The following is a 15444-nucleotide window of genomic DNA, read 5'->3' as shown; positions in this document are numbered from 1 at the left end:
TTGTCGTTGCTGTTTTATTGGGTTCAGACTTCGTTGATACAGCTTGGGGTGATACAGACATATTCGAACCGGTGATTATTGATTATTGGTTAGATGAAACTGTTGAAATAAGCTGTCAGCGAGCTCTAAGCTCTCAATACCAAGGCCACCAATGATGGCACTACCATTCACAGCAAGAATTTGGTCTTGGCTACCAGCAGGAGTGGCAGCAAGAAGTGGGAACTCTTTCAATATCCCGTCTTTCCCACCAAAGGCATCCCAAGCACGTTGGGTGACCAGTAGGTAATCTGGCTGCATTTCTACAATCGCTTCTTGAGATACAGGTTTGTATGAGGTCATAAGACTCTTAGCTGGATTTTGTCCTCCAGCGAGATTCACAATCACATCAATGGTGGTGTTATCGCCAGCAATGGTCGCAGGACGTCCTTTAGACAACATGGCAAATAGGACTTTTGGTGCTGCCTCTACTTTGCGTTGTTGCATGCTTTCTAACTTCGCTTTAAGAGAGGCTTTTAACGCAATAGCCTGGTTTTGTGTTCCAGTGATTTCAGCAATCTTATCGATGCGATTAAATAAATCTTGTTCTGTATCCCCAGACGGAACCGTTTCAACATCAATTCCGCCATTTTTTAGTAACGTTAGTGTGCTTTCTGGCCCCATTTCATGAGAGCCAATTAAATGAGTCGGCGATAATGCTATTAATCCCTCAGCGGAAAGCTGGCGATGGTAACCAACCAAAGGTAATTGTCTTTCCGTATTGTATTTTTTACTTGTGACATCGAGAGCGACCAATTGATCTTCTGCTCCCAATGCAATCAAGAGTTCAGTGATGCTAGAACCCGCACTGATAATCCGATTAGTTGATTGCTCTTGCGCCATAATTGAGAGAGAGGTCGTCAGCAGGCAAAAAGCAAAAAGTAGTTTTTTCATTAATGTTCTTCCATAACAATATTTGTGGCGGATATTTGGTGTTTTTGCATAAAAGCCAGTAAGTTAAGCATGGATTCCACATCGGCTTTTTTATCGGCAGCAATCACAATCGGTTTATCGGGAGTTTCGCGACGAGCTTTTAATAGAGCATCGGTAAACAACACCCAATCATTAAATTTTTTCCCATCTACTGCCCACTTGTCGGTTCCGTTACCATCCTCGCTAGCATTAAGAATACCAACCGATATTACTGGCTTGTCTGGTCGACTTAGCGTGTTACTTTCTTGGGTTTTTGGAATGTCGACGTTGAGTGTTTGAACACTCACATTTGCGGTCAACAATAGAAATACCATGACGATAAATATGATATCGAGCATCGGTGTTAAATCGGGTTTGAACTCTTCATCACCGAGCAGGGAGTGAGACTTGATCATCAAATCACCTCGTCCGTGACGGGGGCGACGAAGATTTTTTTGTTGGAACAGTTTTTTTCAGCACAAGGATCGACAGAGATGCCCTCAATGTGCAGGTTACTGTGATTTAGAGTGTATTCGATCTTGGCTAAGGTTTTGTCGACCCACATACTAAGTAATTGGGCCCCCATAATCGCTGGGAGGGCAATCAATAAACCTGCTGCAGTCGTTGTCATCGCTAACCCTAGGCCATCAGCGAGATTGGCTGGCGATATCGCACCTGCAGTGGAAGTGATGCCTTTAAACATTTCCATTAACCCCAATACGGTGCCAAGGAGACCAATCAGTGGGCTGATTACACCAATCATGGAAAGTAGGCGTATTCCTGAACGAAACTGCTGACGTTTTTTAAATAGCCAAATACTGACCGCTTCTTCGCGTAATGGTTTGGTGAAGTGGCGATGATTTAGCAGCATACGCATTGATTGAAAAGCAAGTTGGCGGCCGCTTAGCTCTTCATTGATAAAACGGTCAACTTCTTCTGCATGATTAAAATCGAGCTTATGTACTTGTTTTAAGATGGTCGTTGTATAGGTACGACCATTAAGCAACATGTAAAAAGTGCGTTCAATTAAAATGACTAGAGTAAGGAATGACATGATGATAAGTGGCCATGTCATGATGCCAAGTTGGCTTTGTAGATGACTCAATGTTTGCATGATTATCTTTCTTTTTGTCTTAGTTTGAAATTGATTGGAATCTGAACGCGATGCGCAATAGCGTGTCCCTGAACGATGCGACGTGAAAATTGCCATTGCTTAATCGTATTCAATGCTCTGTTGTCCAAAATTGGATGCCCGCTCGATACAATGATTTTCTGTTTTATCTGCTTTCCCTCACTATCCAGCCAAACTTCGATCAGTGTCTTTCCCTCCAATCCTTTTTTTCTCGCCAATTTTGGGTATGAGACAGGGACAGGCCTCGCACTAAATTGAGGTTTACTGACGAGCATAGGTTCACTGTTTTGTGACGCCGTTTGGTTATCAGCTTCAACTGCCTTCTTGGTTGTTTCCGTTGTTTTTTTGCTGACTTTTGGCACCTTTTTTTCGGTTGTCGCCTTAACCTTAGGAGGGGGCTTTCGCTGTATTTTTTTTGGTTCAATTGCCTTTTTTGTTGCGACGACTGGTTTTCTTATTTGTTTTTTCGTTGCCGGCTCTGCTTTTTCTACCGCTGTTTTTTTAATGGTAGGCTGCTCGACAGCTAAAGGTGTTGGGTCTAACGGTTTTGAAGCCGACAGTTTTTCCGTTTCAATAGATTGTTCTGCCACTTCAATAGATTGCTGTTCACTTGTCTTTGGTTGAGGTTCTTTGCTTTTTTCGGCGTCGATTTGTTGCTTGGGCTTCGCTTCAGACGCTGCTCGTGCAAGTAATTGGATTTGCATCGAATTGACACCTTGCTCCATAGAGACACTCATTACTTTCTCTTGAGGAGCGTATGACAACGCCATTCCCTGAATGAGAAATGCAATAATTCCAGCAATTAAGTAACGAAGCTTTGTCATGATAAAACCGCTAGCAACTGACCTTTAAAGCAATCGATGTGAAGTCACCGACAGTGAAAAGTCATAGGCATTAAATTTAAATGACGTGACAGTTCGTGACGCCATAGTTGAGATTTAACGTATTATCCACTAAATAACAATGAGATCAAATATCATTTGCATTATCATTTGCGATCTATATTATGTCGATAATAGTTCTTATTTACAATTTAATTTATTAGATTTCATCCCTAAGTTTCGGCTCTAAATGTTTGTAATCCCATGGTATTGACGATTTTAGAACAGTAGGCGGACTTGAAATGGTGTGAAACGGAAGCTGTATAGACGTTATGAATCCTATTGCTTTAGATCGCTTTGCTGCGCAACCTTTTTCTTTCGATATGAACGATGAATCCATCGTAGGAAAGAAAACCTCAGATCCTCTTCGTTTTGCTTTTAGTGGAAAAACTGGTCCTCATGTTGGTGGGCGCTCTGTTCCGATAGCCCATAGTAAAACCCAAGATAGTTTGTTAAATGCTCTAAACACTCCTGCGACGATTAAGGGGCGTTGTTTATACATCCATATTCCATTTTGCCGAGTTCGATGCACTTACTGTAATTTCTTCCAATACGCTTCGAGTGATCAACTGATTGCGGACTACTTCTCTGCGTTAGTTAGAGAAATTGAGCGTAAAGCATCGTTTACTTGGACACAGAGCTTTCCGTTTCAAGCGGTCTATGTTGGTGGTGGTACACCTACTGACTTAACGGCTGATCAGATTAAACAGCTTGGCCAACTTATCCGTCGATATTTTCCTCTTACTCCAGACTGTGAGATTACGCTAGAAGGTCGTGTGAACCGTTTTAGTGATGAGAAGTTTGAATCTGCATTAGAGGGTGGGTTTAATCGTTTTTCTCTGGGAGTGCAGAGCTTTGATAGCAAGGTTCGTCGAGCGGCCAAACGACTTGATGATGGTGATGTTGTACTGACGACCTTGCAAAAAATGGTGAGCTATAACGCAGCACCTATTGTGATTGATTTACTTTATGGTTTGCCATATCAGACGCTAGACATTTGGCAACGAGATCTTGAGGGTTACGTTGAATCCGGCGTGGATGGCGTCGACCTTTACCAACTGCTTGAACTGCAAAATTTGCCAATGGCACGTTTGATTGAGCAAGGAAAGTTACCCAATCCTGCTGATACTCCGACCAAGGCTGAAATGTATCAAATGGGTGTCGATTTCATGGCGTGTTTTCATCAGCGTCGCCTTAGTGTCAACCATTGGGCGTCGACCAATCGCGAACGAAGTATTTATAACAGTTTGGCGAAAACCGATGCGGAAGTGCTACCGATCGGAGCCGGAGCTGGTGGGAATTTCAACGGAGTTAGCGCAATGCAACATCGTGATATGTCAGCTTACACTGACGCCATTAACCAACAAGAATTTCCAGTAGGGATGGCTTTTAAGGGTGACCCTAATGCTATTTCTCTTAATCAATTCAAAGCTGCGTTTGATCGTGGCGTACTACTAAAACATGACTTCAGCCAATGGTTTGATCGCTTAATGCCTTTGTTTGAAATTTGGCAGAGTCGAGGTCTTGTTACCGTGACACCACAAGCAGTGGCGTTAACTCTAGCAGGGCAGTTTTGGTCAGTTAACTTAGCGACTAATCTTATTAAAGTGATCCAGAGTGAAAAGGCTCCAAGTTTGGCCATTGCTGGATAAATTCATTTCACAGGAGAAATCATGTACAGCACATGTTCTGAGACAGAAGTAAAACAAAAAGTAAACTCTGCATTGGCAATGGATTCGGCAACGCCAGTATCTGAAATGTCTCAACAACTTGAATTAAGTGAAGGCGCAATTACTTTCGCTCTACCTGAGCATATGTTGACCCGTGTTAATGGTAAGCATGCACAATCGATTCTTGAGCAACTCCCTACGTGGGGCAATGTCACGACCATTGTTCATTCATTCGGGTCAATTTTTGAAAGTAAGGCACGCTTTCCTAAAGGAAAAGTTGCGCACGGTTACTACAACTTAATGGGACGAGACGGTGAGCTTCATGGCCACTTACGTTTGGATCTAGTTGAACATATTGCATTTGTTAGTAAGCCATTTCGTCGTATGGATAGTCACTATATTGGCTTCTTTACTGGCGAGGGGAACTGCATTTTCAAAGTGTATGTTGGCCGTGACAAAAAGCGTCAACTACTAGCAGAGCAAGTGGAAGCATTCATCAAAATGAAAGAGGAATTCAGTGTATGAGTTTGAATAGTCAGCCAGAAAACCAGCCCGACCAAACCACTCAAAGAGAAGAGGTACGTCGTGAGCGTTTACAAAATCGTTTGGAACCTGAAGTTCGCGAATTTAGAGATTCTCGTAAAACTTTACAGCTCGCGACGATTAGCCCAGAGGGAGCTCCAAACGCCACTTATGCGCCATTCGCGTTTGATAGCCATGCCTATTATATCTTGGTTAGTGATATTGCCTCTCATGGCCGTAACCTAAAGACCAACCGTAATGTCTCCATCATGATGGTCGAAGACGAAAGTGAAGCGAAGCAAGTTTATGCTCGCAAGCGCCTGACTTTTGATACCAACGCTGAATTAGTTGAAAAACAGTCACAGGCTTGGCATAGCGGCATTGCTGCTTTACAAGCACGTTTTGGTGAGATCATTGAAAACCTCAGCCAACTTGGCGACTTCAATTTATATCGCCTTACACCTGAATCTGGACGCTATGTAAAAGGCTTCGGTCAAGCATTTGAAATTTCGGGCAATGACTTACTGGACTTTGTTCATTTGACCGAAGGTCATGTTCAAGCCGAAAAGGCGCGTAGGGGATAAAAGATTGCCTCGGTTTTCGTTACCGCAGAGACAAACGTTTACCGAGGTCAATGTTTTCATCGAAATCAGTGCTTCACCGGAGTCAGTGTTTCACCGGATTCAATGTTTTCACCCACGCATTATTGCTCCCTAAAAATATTCTAAATCGAGGGAGCCATTTAGTTAATTGAAATGGAAATATTCATGATAAAGCAAACTCAACTTGCGCTTGTTATTAGTGCAGTTTTATCTGCCCCAGCATTGGCAGAAGAAGTCTATTCATTCGATGAGGTCGTAGTTTCAGCGACCCGAACAGAGCAAAACATTGAAGATGTATCATCTTCAGTGGCAACGGTTAGTCGTTCTCAACTCGATAACACCATGACGAATAACCTTCAAGATACGTTGAAATACACACCGGGTGTGGAGGCTGAAGGTGGCGGTCGTTTTGGTGTATCAGGTTTTAATATTCGTGGCATTGATGATAGCCGAGTGAAAGTTATGGTGGATGGTATTCAACAACCAGTACCTTACAATCCGGGTGCAAGTCAGCAGCGTAAATACCCAAATACTGTTGAAACAGATACATTAGCGGGCATTGAGGTCAATAAAGGCCCGTCTTCTAGCTTGTATGGCTCAGATGCTCTTGGTGGTGTTGTGCTACTTCGTACCAAAAATCCGGAAGATGTCTTGTTAACGGACGGAGATGAAAATCGCTTCGGTATTAAATCAAGCTATGCATCGGTGAATGAAGAGTTCAAAAACACTTTAACTTGGGCGATGCGTAATGGCGATTGGGAAACGATAGCCATGCTTACCTATGCCGATGGTAAAGAGTACAAAACCCATAGTGATGGGTCGGATATTCTTGGCCCAGATCGCGGGGCGGCAGACCCTGCTGATTCAACGCTCTATAATGGATTAGCGAAAGTATTCTATCAAGCAAATGAAGCCCACCGTTTAGGCTTAACTTTTGAGTACTATAATTATCAATATGATTCATTTTTAGCCTCGGAAGAGGGCTATGAAATCATGCCAGGATTCACGTATACAGATTCATCCGTTGCCGATGATAACACTCGTGTTCGTGTTGGTTTCGAGCATGATTGGCAGATGAATAACCGTGTTGCTGATGAACTTTTATGGAAACTTTCTTATCAAACCACGGAAAGCAAATCGGACAATTACGATACGACTAATTTTTTCCCAGTTTATAACGACCGCATGCGTAACCGTCACCGTACCGCTCAAGATGATTCGATTCAGTTTGATGCGCAGTTCAATAAGTTGCTTGCCTATGATTCGCACTATCATGAGTTAACTTATGGCGCGAGCTATTTGAGAAATGACTTTTCATTGCAGAATACGGATTACTTTATTAAAAGTGGTCAAACAGGAGTTCCTGATGGCACCTCTAAACCTGGTAGTACGGGTCTACCGAATGCGAAAGTCACCCAATGGGGGATATTTGTTCAAGACCAAGCGTTCTTACTTGACGAGCGGTTAGTGCTTTCTGCGGGTTTACGCTATGACTCGTTTGAAACAGCACCTGAGGTATCAGACGGTTACGATAAGCCAAATGTCGATAACAACAATGATGCGTTCACCGGTCGTTTAGGCGCGGTTTATCATGTTTCGGAAATGTTTAGTCCATACGTACAAATCAGTCAGGGCTTCAAAGCGCCAACAGTTTATGATCTTTACTATGTTTATGATCAAGGGGCGATTTTCGAGGGTAATCCAGATCTTGAAGCAGAGAAGAGCTTGTCTTATGAGGTAGGTTTGCGCGGTAAAAACGATGTCGTTCAGTATGAACTGAATGCATTCTATAACGATTACGACAACTTCATTACTGAGCAGAAGATCGGTGAGCAAGGTAATAAAGATGTGATTACCATGCAGAATATCGATAAAGCGCGCATTTATGGAGCGGAGTTTGCGACAACGGTTCGCGGTCCGCAAGGTTTGTATAGCCGTTTAAGTGTGGCCTATGCCAATGGTGAAGATACCAAAACGGGTAAAGAGCTTGATTCAGTGGCACCGCTGACTGCGGTTCTTGGCTTAGGTTATAACGAACCAAATCAAAAATATGGTGCTTTAGTTAACTATAAAATTGTGGCTAAGAAAGATGAGTGGCAACAAGCGGATAACGTTACTGCTCCGTCATACACCACTCTTGATCTAACCGCTTACTATCGACCAATGCAAGATCTGACTCTACGAGCAGGCTTGTTCAATGCGTTTGATGAGAAGTATTGGGCATATGATGATCTGCAAGGGGAAAATGATGGTCTTAAAGACTTCGATACCCAAGCAGGCCGAAATTGGGGTATCAATCTAGAGTACTTTTATTGATTGACCTAAATTAGGAACAAGAAAGGGCACGTAGTGCCCTTTTTTTGATTTGTCATCTTGTCCGATTATGATGGCCTGACCTATCTATATTCTAAGGGCTCTATTCTAAGGATTCTTTTTAAGGAGCCTGTTGATTAGGAATCCGCTTTGTAGTCGCTTTTATCGAGTCCATAACGCTGCATTTTGTCATAGAGGGTTTTTCTTGGCACTCGAAGCTGTTCCATTGTTTCCTTTATTCGCCCACCACTTGAAACCAAAGCCTGCTCGATGGCAATTTTTTCAAATTCAGCAACCTGCTCAGCTAAAGGTGTGGCTTGGTTGATGTCACCATTGAGAGTCTCAAGGCCACCAAGAGTGCCTAATAAAACAAATCGTTCAGCGCAGTTTCGTAGTTCTCGTACATTGCCCGGCCAATCATGGCTAATCAAAGCCTGTAAATCGGCTTGTGGTAAAGAAGCTGCATCTTTCCCATAACGCGCAGCGGCGACCAGTAAAAAATGGTGGAATAGGGCGGTAATATCTTCTTTTCGTTGCCTCAGTGGTGGTAGGTCTAAAGTGACGACGTTCAAGCGATAGTAGAGATCTTGACGAAATTCGCTATTGGCAGCCGCTTGCTTTAAATCGACTTTTGTTGCGGTAATAACTCGAATATCAATCGGTATTAATTGGTTTGAGCCAATGCGTTCAATATTTCTTTCTTGTAATACTCTTAATAAGCGAATTTGCGCCTGCATCGGCATGGACTCAATTTCATCGAGAAATAGCGTACCCCCATGGGCATGTTCGAATTTTCCCACTCGCTTAGAGTCTGCACCTGTAAACGAACCTTTTTCATGACCATACAGTTCACTTTCTAAGAGGTTCTCTGGTACGGCACCACAGTTTATTGCGACGAAGTTATGCTCACGGCGTGAACTTTGTTCATGAATAGAACGAGCGCAAAGTTCTTTTCCTGTTCCGGTTTCGCCGAACAATAGAATATCGGCATTTGTATCGGCAATATGACTAATGGTATCGCGCAACGTGATAATGGCTTGGCTGCTGCCTATGATTCGAGGACCAAGAGCCTGACTTGCTTTCAAACTTCTTTTTAGTGATTGATTTTCCAATGTGAGATTACGCTTTTCTATGGCTCGACGAGTCGTATCAATTAAGCGTTCAATGGCAAAAGGTTTTTCAATAAAATCATAAGCGCCATTGTGTAGCGCATTCACTGCCATGGAAATGTCACCATGTCCGGTGATTAATATCACTGGTACTTCAGGGTCTTGATGCAAAACGGATGAGAGCAAATTTTCTCCGGATAAACCGGGTAAACAAATATCCGTAATTATAACTCTTGGCATCCCTGACTCTTTGATAGCCAACAATGCTTCCTCAGCGCTCGCAAAAAAGCGCGCCTGGAGATCTTCGAGTTCAAAACTCTGCTCTATAGCAATACGTATATCCGTTTCATCATCAATAAAATACACGTCTATCATTGTTGTTCCTTAATGGAGGGAGCTGTACTAATAGGCAATACACTAATAGGTAATACAATGGTGAATCGGGCGCCTCCTAGAGGTGAAGACTCTAACATTAAGCGGCCATTCATCGCCTGAATTATTTGCTGTGAAATGGACAAACCGAGACCCAGTCCATTTTTCTTGGTGGTAAAGAATGGTTCAAAAAGCTGTTCGGCTTTCTCCTTGCTTACACCTGGTCCGTTATCATCAATGTGTACCGAAACCTGATTGGAATGAGTTATTGTTGTTATTGTGATGATGCGTTCCGCTTGCTCTTCTAAAGCTTGAATACTATTGGTCAATAAATTGATCAGTACTTGCTCGAATTGAATTGTATTGATGTTGACTAGTGTCGCGTGGTTATCACATTTGAGTGTGAGTGAGATGTTATTGGCTTTCAACTGAGGTTCGACTAGGGTTTTGGCAGATTGAATAATCGGTACTAAGGTGATATTGCATCGATCTTTAGTGTCAGACTTTCTGGCAAAGGATTTAAGTTGATCGCTGATTTTTGCCATTCTCTCTGTTAGACCGGAGATCCGGTTTAAATTGTCATCAACGCGTTCTAATTGTTGCTTTGCAAGAAAGCGACGAGCGTTGTCCGAAAAACTTCGAATCGCCGCTAAAGGGTTATTTAATTCGTGACTGATGCTTGCTGAGAGTTGGCCAAGTACTGCCAGTTTCGCAGCTTGAATAAGCTCATCTTGAGTTTTACGTAGTATTTGTTCCGTTTTACTTCTTTCGCGGATCTCAGCGTGTAACTCAGCCGTTCGTTCCATGACGAGAAATTCTAGTTTTTGATTCGCTTCTGATTGCAGTTGTTCGATTTGACGTTTTCTTGTTTGTCTTTGGAGCACAAGTTGGGCTGATAGATAGGCAATGGCAAAGATAAGCGTCAGTAACAGGGCAAAACGAAGTGTTGACCATAGGATAGTTACTTTCGGGGTTAAAATTCGAATGTTGAGCTTCAAATTATTGAGTGGACGTGTTGACACAACAAAGTCCCCCTGGAGCCCGGCTTTGTGGGGGCTTTCTAACTCAGCATGGATACCCTCTAAGTTACCTTGCAATCCGAGTGAACGCAGGGGGTTGTCTAAGTATTGTCTGCGGCTTCGAATATCAGCACGTTGCGCTTCAGATAGGGTAGTTAAACTGCGGAAAAGCCAATTTGGGTTACTCGACATGAAAATCACATTGTGTAAATCAGTTGCGACAAAGAAGCTATTTTTATTTGACCAATTTTCCTCGATGGAAGAGAGATCCATTTTTATAACGATAACGCCAATAACTTCTGCTGCATAAATGACAGGATAAGAATAGTAATAACCCCTTGCTCCAGATGTTGAACCTAAGGCGAAATATTGGCTGCTTTGTCCTTGTATTGCTTCAGAGAAGTACGGACGCCAAGCGAAATTTTTGCCGATGAAAGTGCGTTCTAAATCCCAATTACTCGCTGCGATTGTCTCGCCAGTGGCGTCAATGAGATAAGTGTCGGCCGCTTGAATGACAGTGTTCACATTAGTCAAAAAACGATTAGTGATTTCTCGCTGAGCAGAATTATTAGGGTGTTGAATTAGAGCGATAAGCTCTCTATTTTTAGCGAGAAGTTGGGGTAAATGTGCGTATTTATCGAGTTTTGTCGAAATATGGCTAGAAAATCGGTCGAGTTGTGCTTTGTGTTCTGTTTGTAAGGTTTGATAACTGTAATTCCAAACCAAAAACGAGCCGATAATAAGGCAAATCAGATAGGCGCCTAGTATGTATTGGTTAGTATGTTTTATTTGCAACATGACAATCCTATCTTAGTCGTAAGCCATTTTAATTCATGGTGTTATTTTATGTGAGTAACAAAAACGTTTTCAGGATAAAATGCATTGTTACTAATATGTTTGTTTATTGTGTTGAAAGAAAGATTAAAACAGGACTTAGATCTCCTTTTGCTTTCAAGTTAAAAAAAATCGATAAATTGTCTTGAAAAAAAACCTAATGTGCCCCATTTCTGAATGCGTTGGGTGTTACTTCGCTTGTTTTTGTAGCAGTTAGCAGAGATTTTAGGAGATTCCCGCATCGATCACGGTGATTGGCTCGACAGCTATCGTCTAGCTCGTTAGAATGCGGCGTCTAATTTTTATCTGAGGCTAATCAGAGATACCTTTGTTAACGTTGGTGAGTTCACCAATATTTAACGAAAAGATATCGCTAATTAGTTCGACTATTGGTCAATCCAGTTGTCGGATCTCCAATTTGAATAGGTGCTCTTCGAGTACAAACAAGGATGAAGTTACCCAGCGTAAGCCAGTGGTAACTCATATGCTCAGCAATCCTGAGCCAGTTTTGAGGTTATTGAATAATGCAAGTTACTGTTGAAACTCTAGAAGGCCTAGAGCGCCGTCTAAACATTACTGTTCCAGCTGCAAACATCGAAGATGCAGTTACAGCTGAACTACGCAACATCGCAAAAAACCGTCGTTTCGATGGTTTCCGTAAAGGCAAAGTGCCTATGAAAATGGTTGCGCAGATGTACGGTAAAGCAGTACGTCAAGACGTGATGGGTGAAGTTATGCAACGTCACTTTATCGAAGCAATCGTTAAAGAAAAAATCAATCCAGCAGGCGCACCAACTTTCGCACCTGTAGCGACTAACGAAGGCGAAGACCTAGTTTTCACTGCAACTTTCGAAGTTTACCCAGAAGTTGAATTGAAAGGTCTAGAAAACATCACTGTTGAGAAACCAGCAGTTGAAGTTAAAGATGCTGACGTTGAAGAGATGATCGAAACGCTACGTAAGCAACAAGCTACTTGGACTGAAGTTGCTGAAGCAGCAGAAGCTGGTAAGCGTGCAACTATCGATTTCGTTGGTTCTATCGACGGTGAAGTGTTTGAAGGCGGTAAAGCTGATAACTTCCCACTAGAAATGGGTGCTGGTCGCATGATCCCTGGTTTTGAAGACGGTATCACAGGTAAAACTGCTGGTATGGAATTCGAAATCGACGTGACTTTCCCAGAAGATTACCACGCTGAAAACCTAAAAGGTAAAGCAGCTAAGTTTGCAATCAAAGTAAACAAAGTTGAAGCACGTGAACTTCCAGAGCTAAGCGACGAATTCGTAGCTAAGTTCGGCGTAGTTGAAGGCGGCGTTGAAGCTCTTAAAGCTGAAGTTCGTAAGAACATGGAACGTGAGCTTAAGCAAGCTGTTAAAAACCGCATCAAAGAGCAAGCTATCGACGGTCTAGTTAAAGAAAACGACATCGACGTACCAGCAGCGCTAATTGACCAAGAAATCAATGTTCTACGTCAACAAGCAGCTCAACGTTTCGGTGGTAACCCAGAAGCAGCAGCACAACTTCCACGTGAATTGTTCGAAGAGCAAGCTAAACGTCGCGTAGTTGTAGGCCTACTTCTAGGTGAAGTTATCAAGTCTGAAGAGCTAAAAGCTGACGATGCGAAAGTAGCTGCGCTTATCGAAGAGATGGCAACAGCTTACGAAGATCCATCAGAAGTTATGGCTTACTACGCTCAAAACGAGCAAATGATGAATAACATGCGCAATGTTGCTCTAGAAGAGCAAGCAATCGACGCTATCATCGCAAAAGCTCAGGTTTCTGACAAAGAAGTTAGCTTCGGCGAGCTGATGAACCAACCTGCGTAATAAGCAATATCTTGCGTAGAAAAGTTGACTATACCTCAACGTTTCTGCTAACAATGGTCCGTATGATATACATCATCCGGGCCATTTATTTTAGGGACATAAGAATATGAGCTACCAAGAAAAAAATGCAATGTCGCCAATTCTAGACGCACTAGTACCTATGGTGGTTGAACAAACTTCCCGTGGCGAACGTTCGTACGATATTTATTCTCGTTTGCTAAAAGAGCGTGTAATTTTCTTAACAGGTCAAGTAGAAGACCACATGGCAAACCTTGTCGTGGCTCAACTACTTTTCTTAGAATCTGAAAATCCAGACAAAGATATTTTCTTATACATCAACTCACCAGGCGGTAGTGTAACGGCAGGTATGTCAATTTATGACACCATGCAATTTATCAAGCCAAACGTGAGTACGGTTTGTATGGGACAAGCTTGCTCTATGGGGGCGTTCCTGCTTGCTGGTGGCGCTCCAGGTAAGCGTTACGTTTTACCTAATTCACGCGTTATGATCCACCAACCTCTCGGTGGTTTCCAAGGTCAAGCTTCTGATATTCAAATTCATGCTCAGGAAATCCTGACCATCAAGCAGAAGCTAAACAAGTTGTTAGCTGAACACACTGGCCAACCACTTGAAGTGATTGAGCGTGATACAGACCGTGACAATTTCATGGCTGCGGATCAAGCAGTTGAATACGGTTTAGTGGATTCAGTTCTAACCCATCGTGGTCAGTAACCTAGTAGAAATTGTTTAGCGCAATTCATACTAAATTGATATACACTCAAATCGTAAAGAGTAAAGGCTAAGAGGTTAGCGAATGACAGATAAAAGCAAAGAGAGCGGTAGTAGTAAGCTTCTTTACTGCTCTTTCTGCGGCAAAAGCCAGCACGAAGTTCGCAAGCTGATCGCCGGCCCGTCAGTCTATATTTGTGACGAATGTGTCGACTTATGTAATGACATTATTCGTGAAGAAATCAAAGATGTTCTGCCTAAAAAGCAATCTGAAGCGTTACCGGCGCCTAAACAGATCCGCGAACATCTAGACGATTATGTGATTGGCCAAGATTACGCTAAGAAAGTGCTAGCAGTAGCCGTTTATAATCACTATAAGCGTTTACGAAATGGAGACACGACTGCAGAGGGTGTGGAACTTGGTAAAAGTAACATCCTTCTAATCGGTCCTACAGGTAGTGGTAAAACACTGCTTGCTGAGACATTAGCGCGTTTCCTTGATGTACCGTTTACAATGGCAGATGCTACTACGTTAACCGAAGCAGGTTACGTTGGTGAAGATGTTGAAAACATCATTCAGAAGCTATTGCAAAAATGTGATTATGACGTAGCGAAAGCAGAACGTGGTATTGTGTACATCGATGAGATTGACAAAATCTCTCGTAAAGCTGAAAACCCATCTATCACACGTGATGTTTCGGGTGAAGGTGTACAGCAAGCGTTACTGAAACTGATTGAAGGTACCGTTGCTTCAGTTCCACCTCAAGGTGGCCGTAAGCATCCACAGCAAGAGTTCTTACAAGTTGATACTTCTAAGATCTTGTTTATCTGTGGTGGTGCATTTGCAGGCTTAGATAAAGTAATTGAACAACGTGTAGCAACAGGTACAGGTATTGGTTTTGGTGCGGAAGTTCGCTCTAAAAACGAAACTAAGACTGTGGGTGAACTATTCACTCAAGTTGAACCTGAAGATCTTGTTAAGTACGGTTTAATTCCTGAATTTATTGGACGTCTTCCTGTGACGACGACGCTAACAGAGTTGGATGAAGAAGCATTAGTCCAAATTCTATGCGAACCAAAAAATGCATTGACTAAGCAATACGCTGCGTTGTTCGAGTTAGAAAACTCAGAACTAGAGTTCCGTGAAGATGCTCTACGTGCGATAGCGAAGAAAGCGATGAACCGTAAAACGGGGGCTCGTGGACTACGTTCTATCCTAGAGGGTGTTCTTCTAGAAACTATGTACGAATTGCCTTCAATGGATAATGTAAGCAAAGTTGTTATTGATGAGTCCGTGATCAACGGCGAGTCTGAACCACTATTGATTTACAGTAATTCAGAGAACCAAGCTGCAGGTGCTGAATCTTAATTAGATTCAAGAACCTAACAAAAGTAAAAAAGGAGGTAATCATTTACCTCCTTTTTTTTATTCTTCCATTGAATCCCCTCGAATAGTCCCCATATATTCCAAATAAGACTAAGCGGAAGA

The 15444-nt window shown here is 42.5% G+C and carries 13 protein-coding genes; 7 read left to right on the top strand and 6 right to left on the bottom strand.

The window, feature by feature from the left end; all coding sequences use genetic code 11:
- Positions 1-75 precede the first annotated feature (75 nt).
- Genes DZ860_RS14020 through DZ860_RS14005 form a run of 4 tightly spaced genes read right to left on the bottom strand, consistent with a single transcriptional unit; the run spans position 76 to position 2904 of the window.
- Entirely contained in the window at positions 76-930 is an 855-nt protein-coding gene (locus DZ860_RS14020) for a heme/hemin ABC transporter substrate-binding protein (protein WP_120032316.1), read from the bottom strand.
- Entirely contained in the window at positions 930-1364 is a 435-nt protein-coding gene (locus DZ860_RS14015) for an ExbD/TolR family protein (RefSeq protein WP_120032314.1), read from the bottom strand. The genes DZ860_RS14020 and DZ860_RS14015 overlap by 1 nt, the downstream gene beginning before the upstream one ends.
- The gene (locus DZ860_RS14010; protein ID WP_207890636.1) at positions 1364-2062 is read right to left on the bottom strand and encodes a MotA/TolQ/ExbB proton channel family protein; all 699 of its coding nucleotides are present in this window, start codon (positions 2060-2062) and stop codon (positions 1364-1366) included. Before DZ860_RS14010 ends, DZ860_RS14015 begins: the two co-directional genes overlap by 1 nt.
- Positions 2063-2064: 2 nt before the next feature.
- The gene (locus DZ860_RS14005) at positions 2065-2904 is read right to left on the bottom strand and encodes an energy transducer TonB (RefSeq protein ID WP_120032312.1); all 840 of its coding nucleotides are present in this window, start codon (positions 2902-2904) and stop codon (positions 2065-2067) included.
- A 329-nt stretch (positions 2905-3233) separates the two neighbouring features.
- Between DZ860_RS14005 and hutW the strand changes: the two genes are divergently transcribed.
- From hutW to DZ860_RS13985, 4 genes are all read left to right on the top strand, one after another.
- Complete coding sequence (gene hutW, locus DZ860_RS14000) at positions 3234-4613, top strand: heme anaerobic degradation radical SAM methyltransferase ChuW/HutW (RefSeq protein WP_120032310.1); 1380 nt, start codon at positions 3234-3236, stop codon at positions 4611-4613.
- A gap of 21 nt (positions 4614-4634) precedes the next feature.
- Positions 4635-5156 carry a heme utilization cystosolic carrier protein HutX gene (gene hutX / locus DZ860_RS13995; RefSeq protein ID WP_120032308.1) on the top strand — a complete coding sequence of 174 codons (522 nt, stop codon included), beginning with the start codon at positions 4635-4637 and terminating at the stop codon, positions 5154-5156.
- On the top strand, positions 5153-5737 hold the full coding sequence (gene hutZ / locus DZ860_RS13990; protein WP_120032306.1) for a heme utilization protein HutZ: 585 nt from the start codon (positions 5153-5155) through the stop codon (positions 5735-5737). Before hutX ends, hutZ begins: the two co-directional genes overlap by 4 nt.
- Before the next feature lie 183 nt (positions 5738-5920).
- Positions 5921-8071 (top strand): TonB-dependent hemoglobin/transferrin/lactoferrin family receptor, encoded by a 2151-nt coding sequence (locus tag DZ860_RS13985; RefSeq protein ID WP_120032304.1) that lies wholly within the window; start codon positions 5921-5923, stop codon positions 8069-8071.
- Positions 8072-8205: 134 nt separating this feature from the next.
- Here the strand turns inward: DZ860_RS13985 and DZ860_RS13980 are convergent, their stop codons facing one another.
- Positions 8206-9552, bottom strand: a complete 1347-nt coding sequence (locus tag DZ860_RS13980) for a sigma-54-dependent transcriptional regulator (protein WP_120032302.1) — start codon at positions 9550-9552, stop codon at positions 8206-8208.
- Entirely contained in the window at positions 9549-11366 is a 1818-nt protein-coding gene (locus DZ860_RS13975; protein ID WP_120032301.1) for a sensor histidine kinase, read from the bottom strand. The genes DZ860_RS13980 and DZ860_RS13975 overlap by 4 nt, the downstream gene beginning before the upstream one ends.
- A gap of 560 nt (positions 11367-11926) precedes the next feature.
- Between DZ860_RS13975 and tig the strand changes: the two genes are divergently transcribed.
- The 3 genes from tig to clpX all read left to right on the top strand — a co-directional run bounded on the left by tig (position 11927) and on the right by clpX (position 15324).
- Positions 11927-13225, top strand: coding sequence for a trigger factor (gene tig, locus DZ860_RS13970; protein WP_120032299.1), 1299 nt, complete (start codon positions 11927-11929; stop codon positions 13223-13225).
- 106 nt (positions 13226-13331) lie between these two features.
- Positions 13332-13958, top strand: a complete 627-nt coding sequence (gene clpP, locus DZ860_RS13965) for an ATP-dependent Clp endopeptidase proteolytic subunit ClpP (RefSeq protein ID WP_120032297.1) — start codon at positions 13332-13334, stop codon at positions 13956-13958.
- 82 nt (positions 13959-14040) lie between these two features.
- Complete coding sequence (clpX, locus tag DZ860_RS13960; RefSeq protein ID WP_120032295.1) at positions 14041-15324, top strand: ATP-dependent protease ATP-binding subunit ClpX; 1284 nt, start codon at positions 14041-14043, stop codon at positions 15322-15324.
- Positions 15325-15444 lie beyond the last annotated feature (120 nt).

Origin of the sequence: Vibrio sinensis (assembly GCF_003605645.1) — a bacterium.
GTDB classification, from domain to species: domain Bacteria; phylum Pseudomonadota; class Gammaproteobacteria; order Enterobacterales; family Vibrionaceae; genus Vibrio; species Vibrio sinensis.
The sequence above is the reverse complement of the archived record's forward strand: the minus strand, read 5'-3'. Positions and strand labels throughout refer to the sequence as shown.

Excerpts from the sequence above, each read along its gene's own strand:
- DZ860_RS14020 (WP_120032316.1), bottom strand. The coding sequence starts at position 930 with ATGAAAAAACTACTTTTTGCTTTTTGCCTGCTGACGACCTCTCTCTCA.
- DZ860_RS14015 (WP_120032314.1), bottom strand. The coding sequence starts at position 1,364 with ATGATCAAGTCTCACTCCCTGCTCGGTGATGAAGAGTTCAAACCCGAT.
- DZ860_RS14010 (WP_207890636.1), bottom strand. The coding sequence starts at position 2,062 with ATGCAAACATTGAGTCATCTACAAAGCCAACTTGGCATCATGACATGG.
- DZ860_RS14005 (WP_120032312.1), bottom strand. The coding sequence starts at position 2,904 with ATGACAAAGCTTCGTTACTTAATTGCTGGAATTATTGCATTTCTCATT.
- hutW (WP_120032310.1), top strand. The coding sequence starts at position 3,234 with ATGAATCCTATTGCTTTAGATCGCTTTGCTGCGCAACCTTTTTCTTTC.
- hutX (WP_120032308.1), top strand. The coding sequence starts at position 4,635 with ATGTACAGCACATGTTCTGAGACAGAAGTAAAACAAAAAGTAAACTCT.
- hutZ (WP_120032306.1), top strand. The coding sequence starts at position 5,153 with ATGAGTTTGAATAGTCAGCCAGAAAACCAGCCCGACCAAACCACTCAA.
- DZ860_RS13985 (WP_120032304.1), top strand. The coding sequence starts at position 5,921 with ATGATAAAGCAAACTCAACTTGCGCTTGTTATTAGTGCAGTTTTATCT.
- DZ860_RS13980 (WP_120032302.1), bottom strand. The coding sequence starts at position 9,552 with ATGATAGACGTGTATTTTATTGATGATGAAACGGATATACGTATTGCT.
- DZ860_RS13975 (WP_120032301.1), bottom strand. The coding sequence starts at position 11,366 with ATGTTGCAAATAAAACATACTAACCAATACATACTAGGCGCCTATCTG.
- tig (WP_120032299.1), top strand. The coding sequence starts at position 11,927 with ATGCAAGTTACTGTTGAAACTCTAGAAGGCCTAGAGCGCCGTCTAAAC.
- clpP (WP_120032297.1), top strand. The coding sequence starts at position 13,332 with ATGAGCTACCAAGAAAAAAATGCAATGTCGCCAATTCTAGACGCACTA.
- clpX (WP_120032295.1), top strand. The coding sequence starts at position 14,041 with ATGACAGATAAAAGCAAAGAGAGCGGTAGTAGTAAGCTTCTTTACTGC.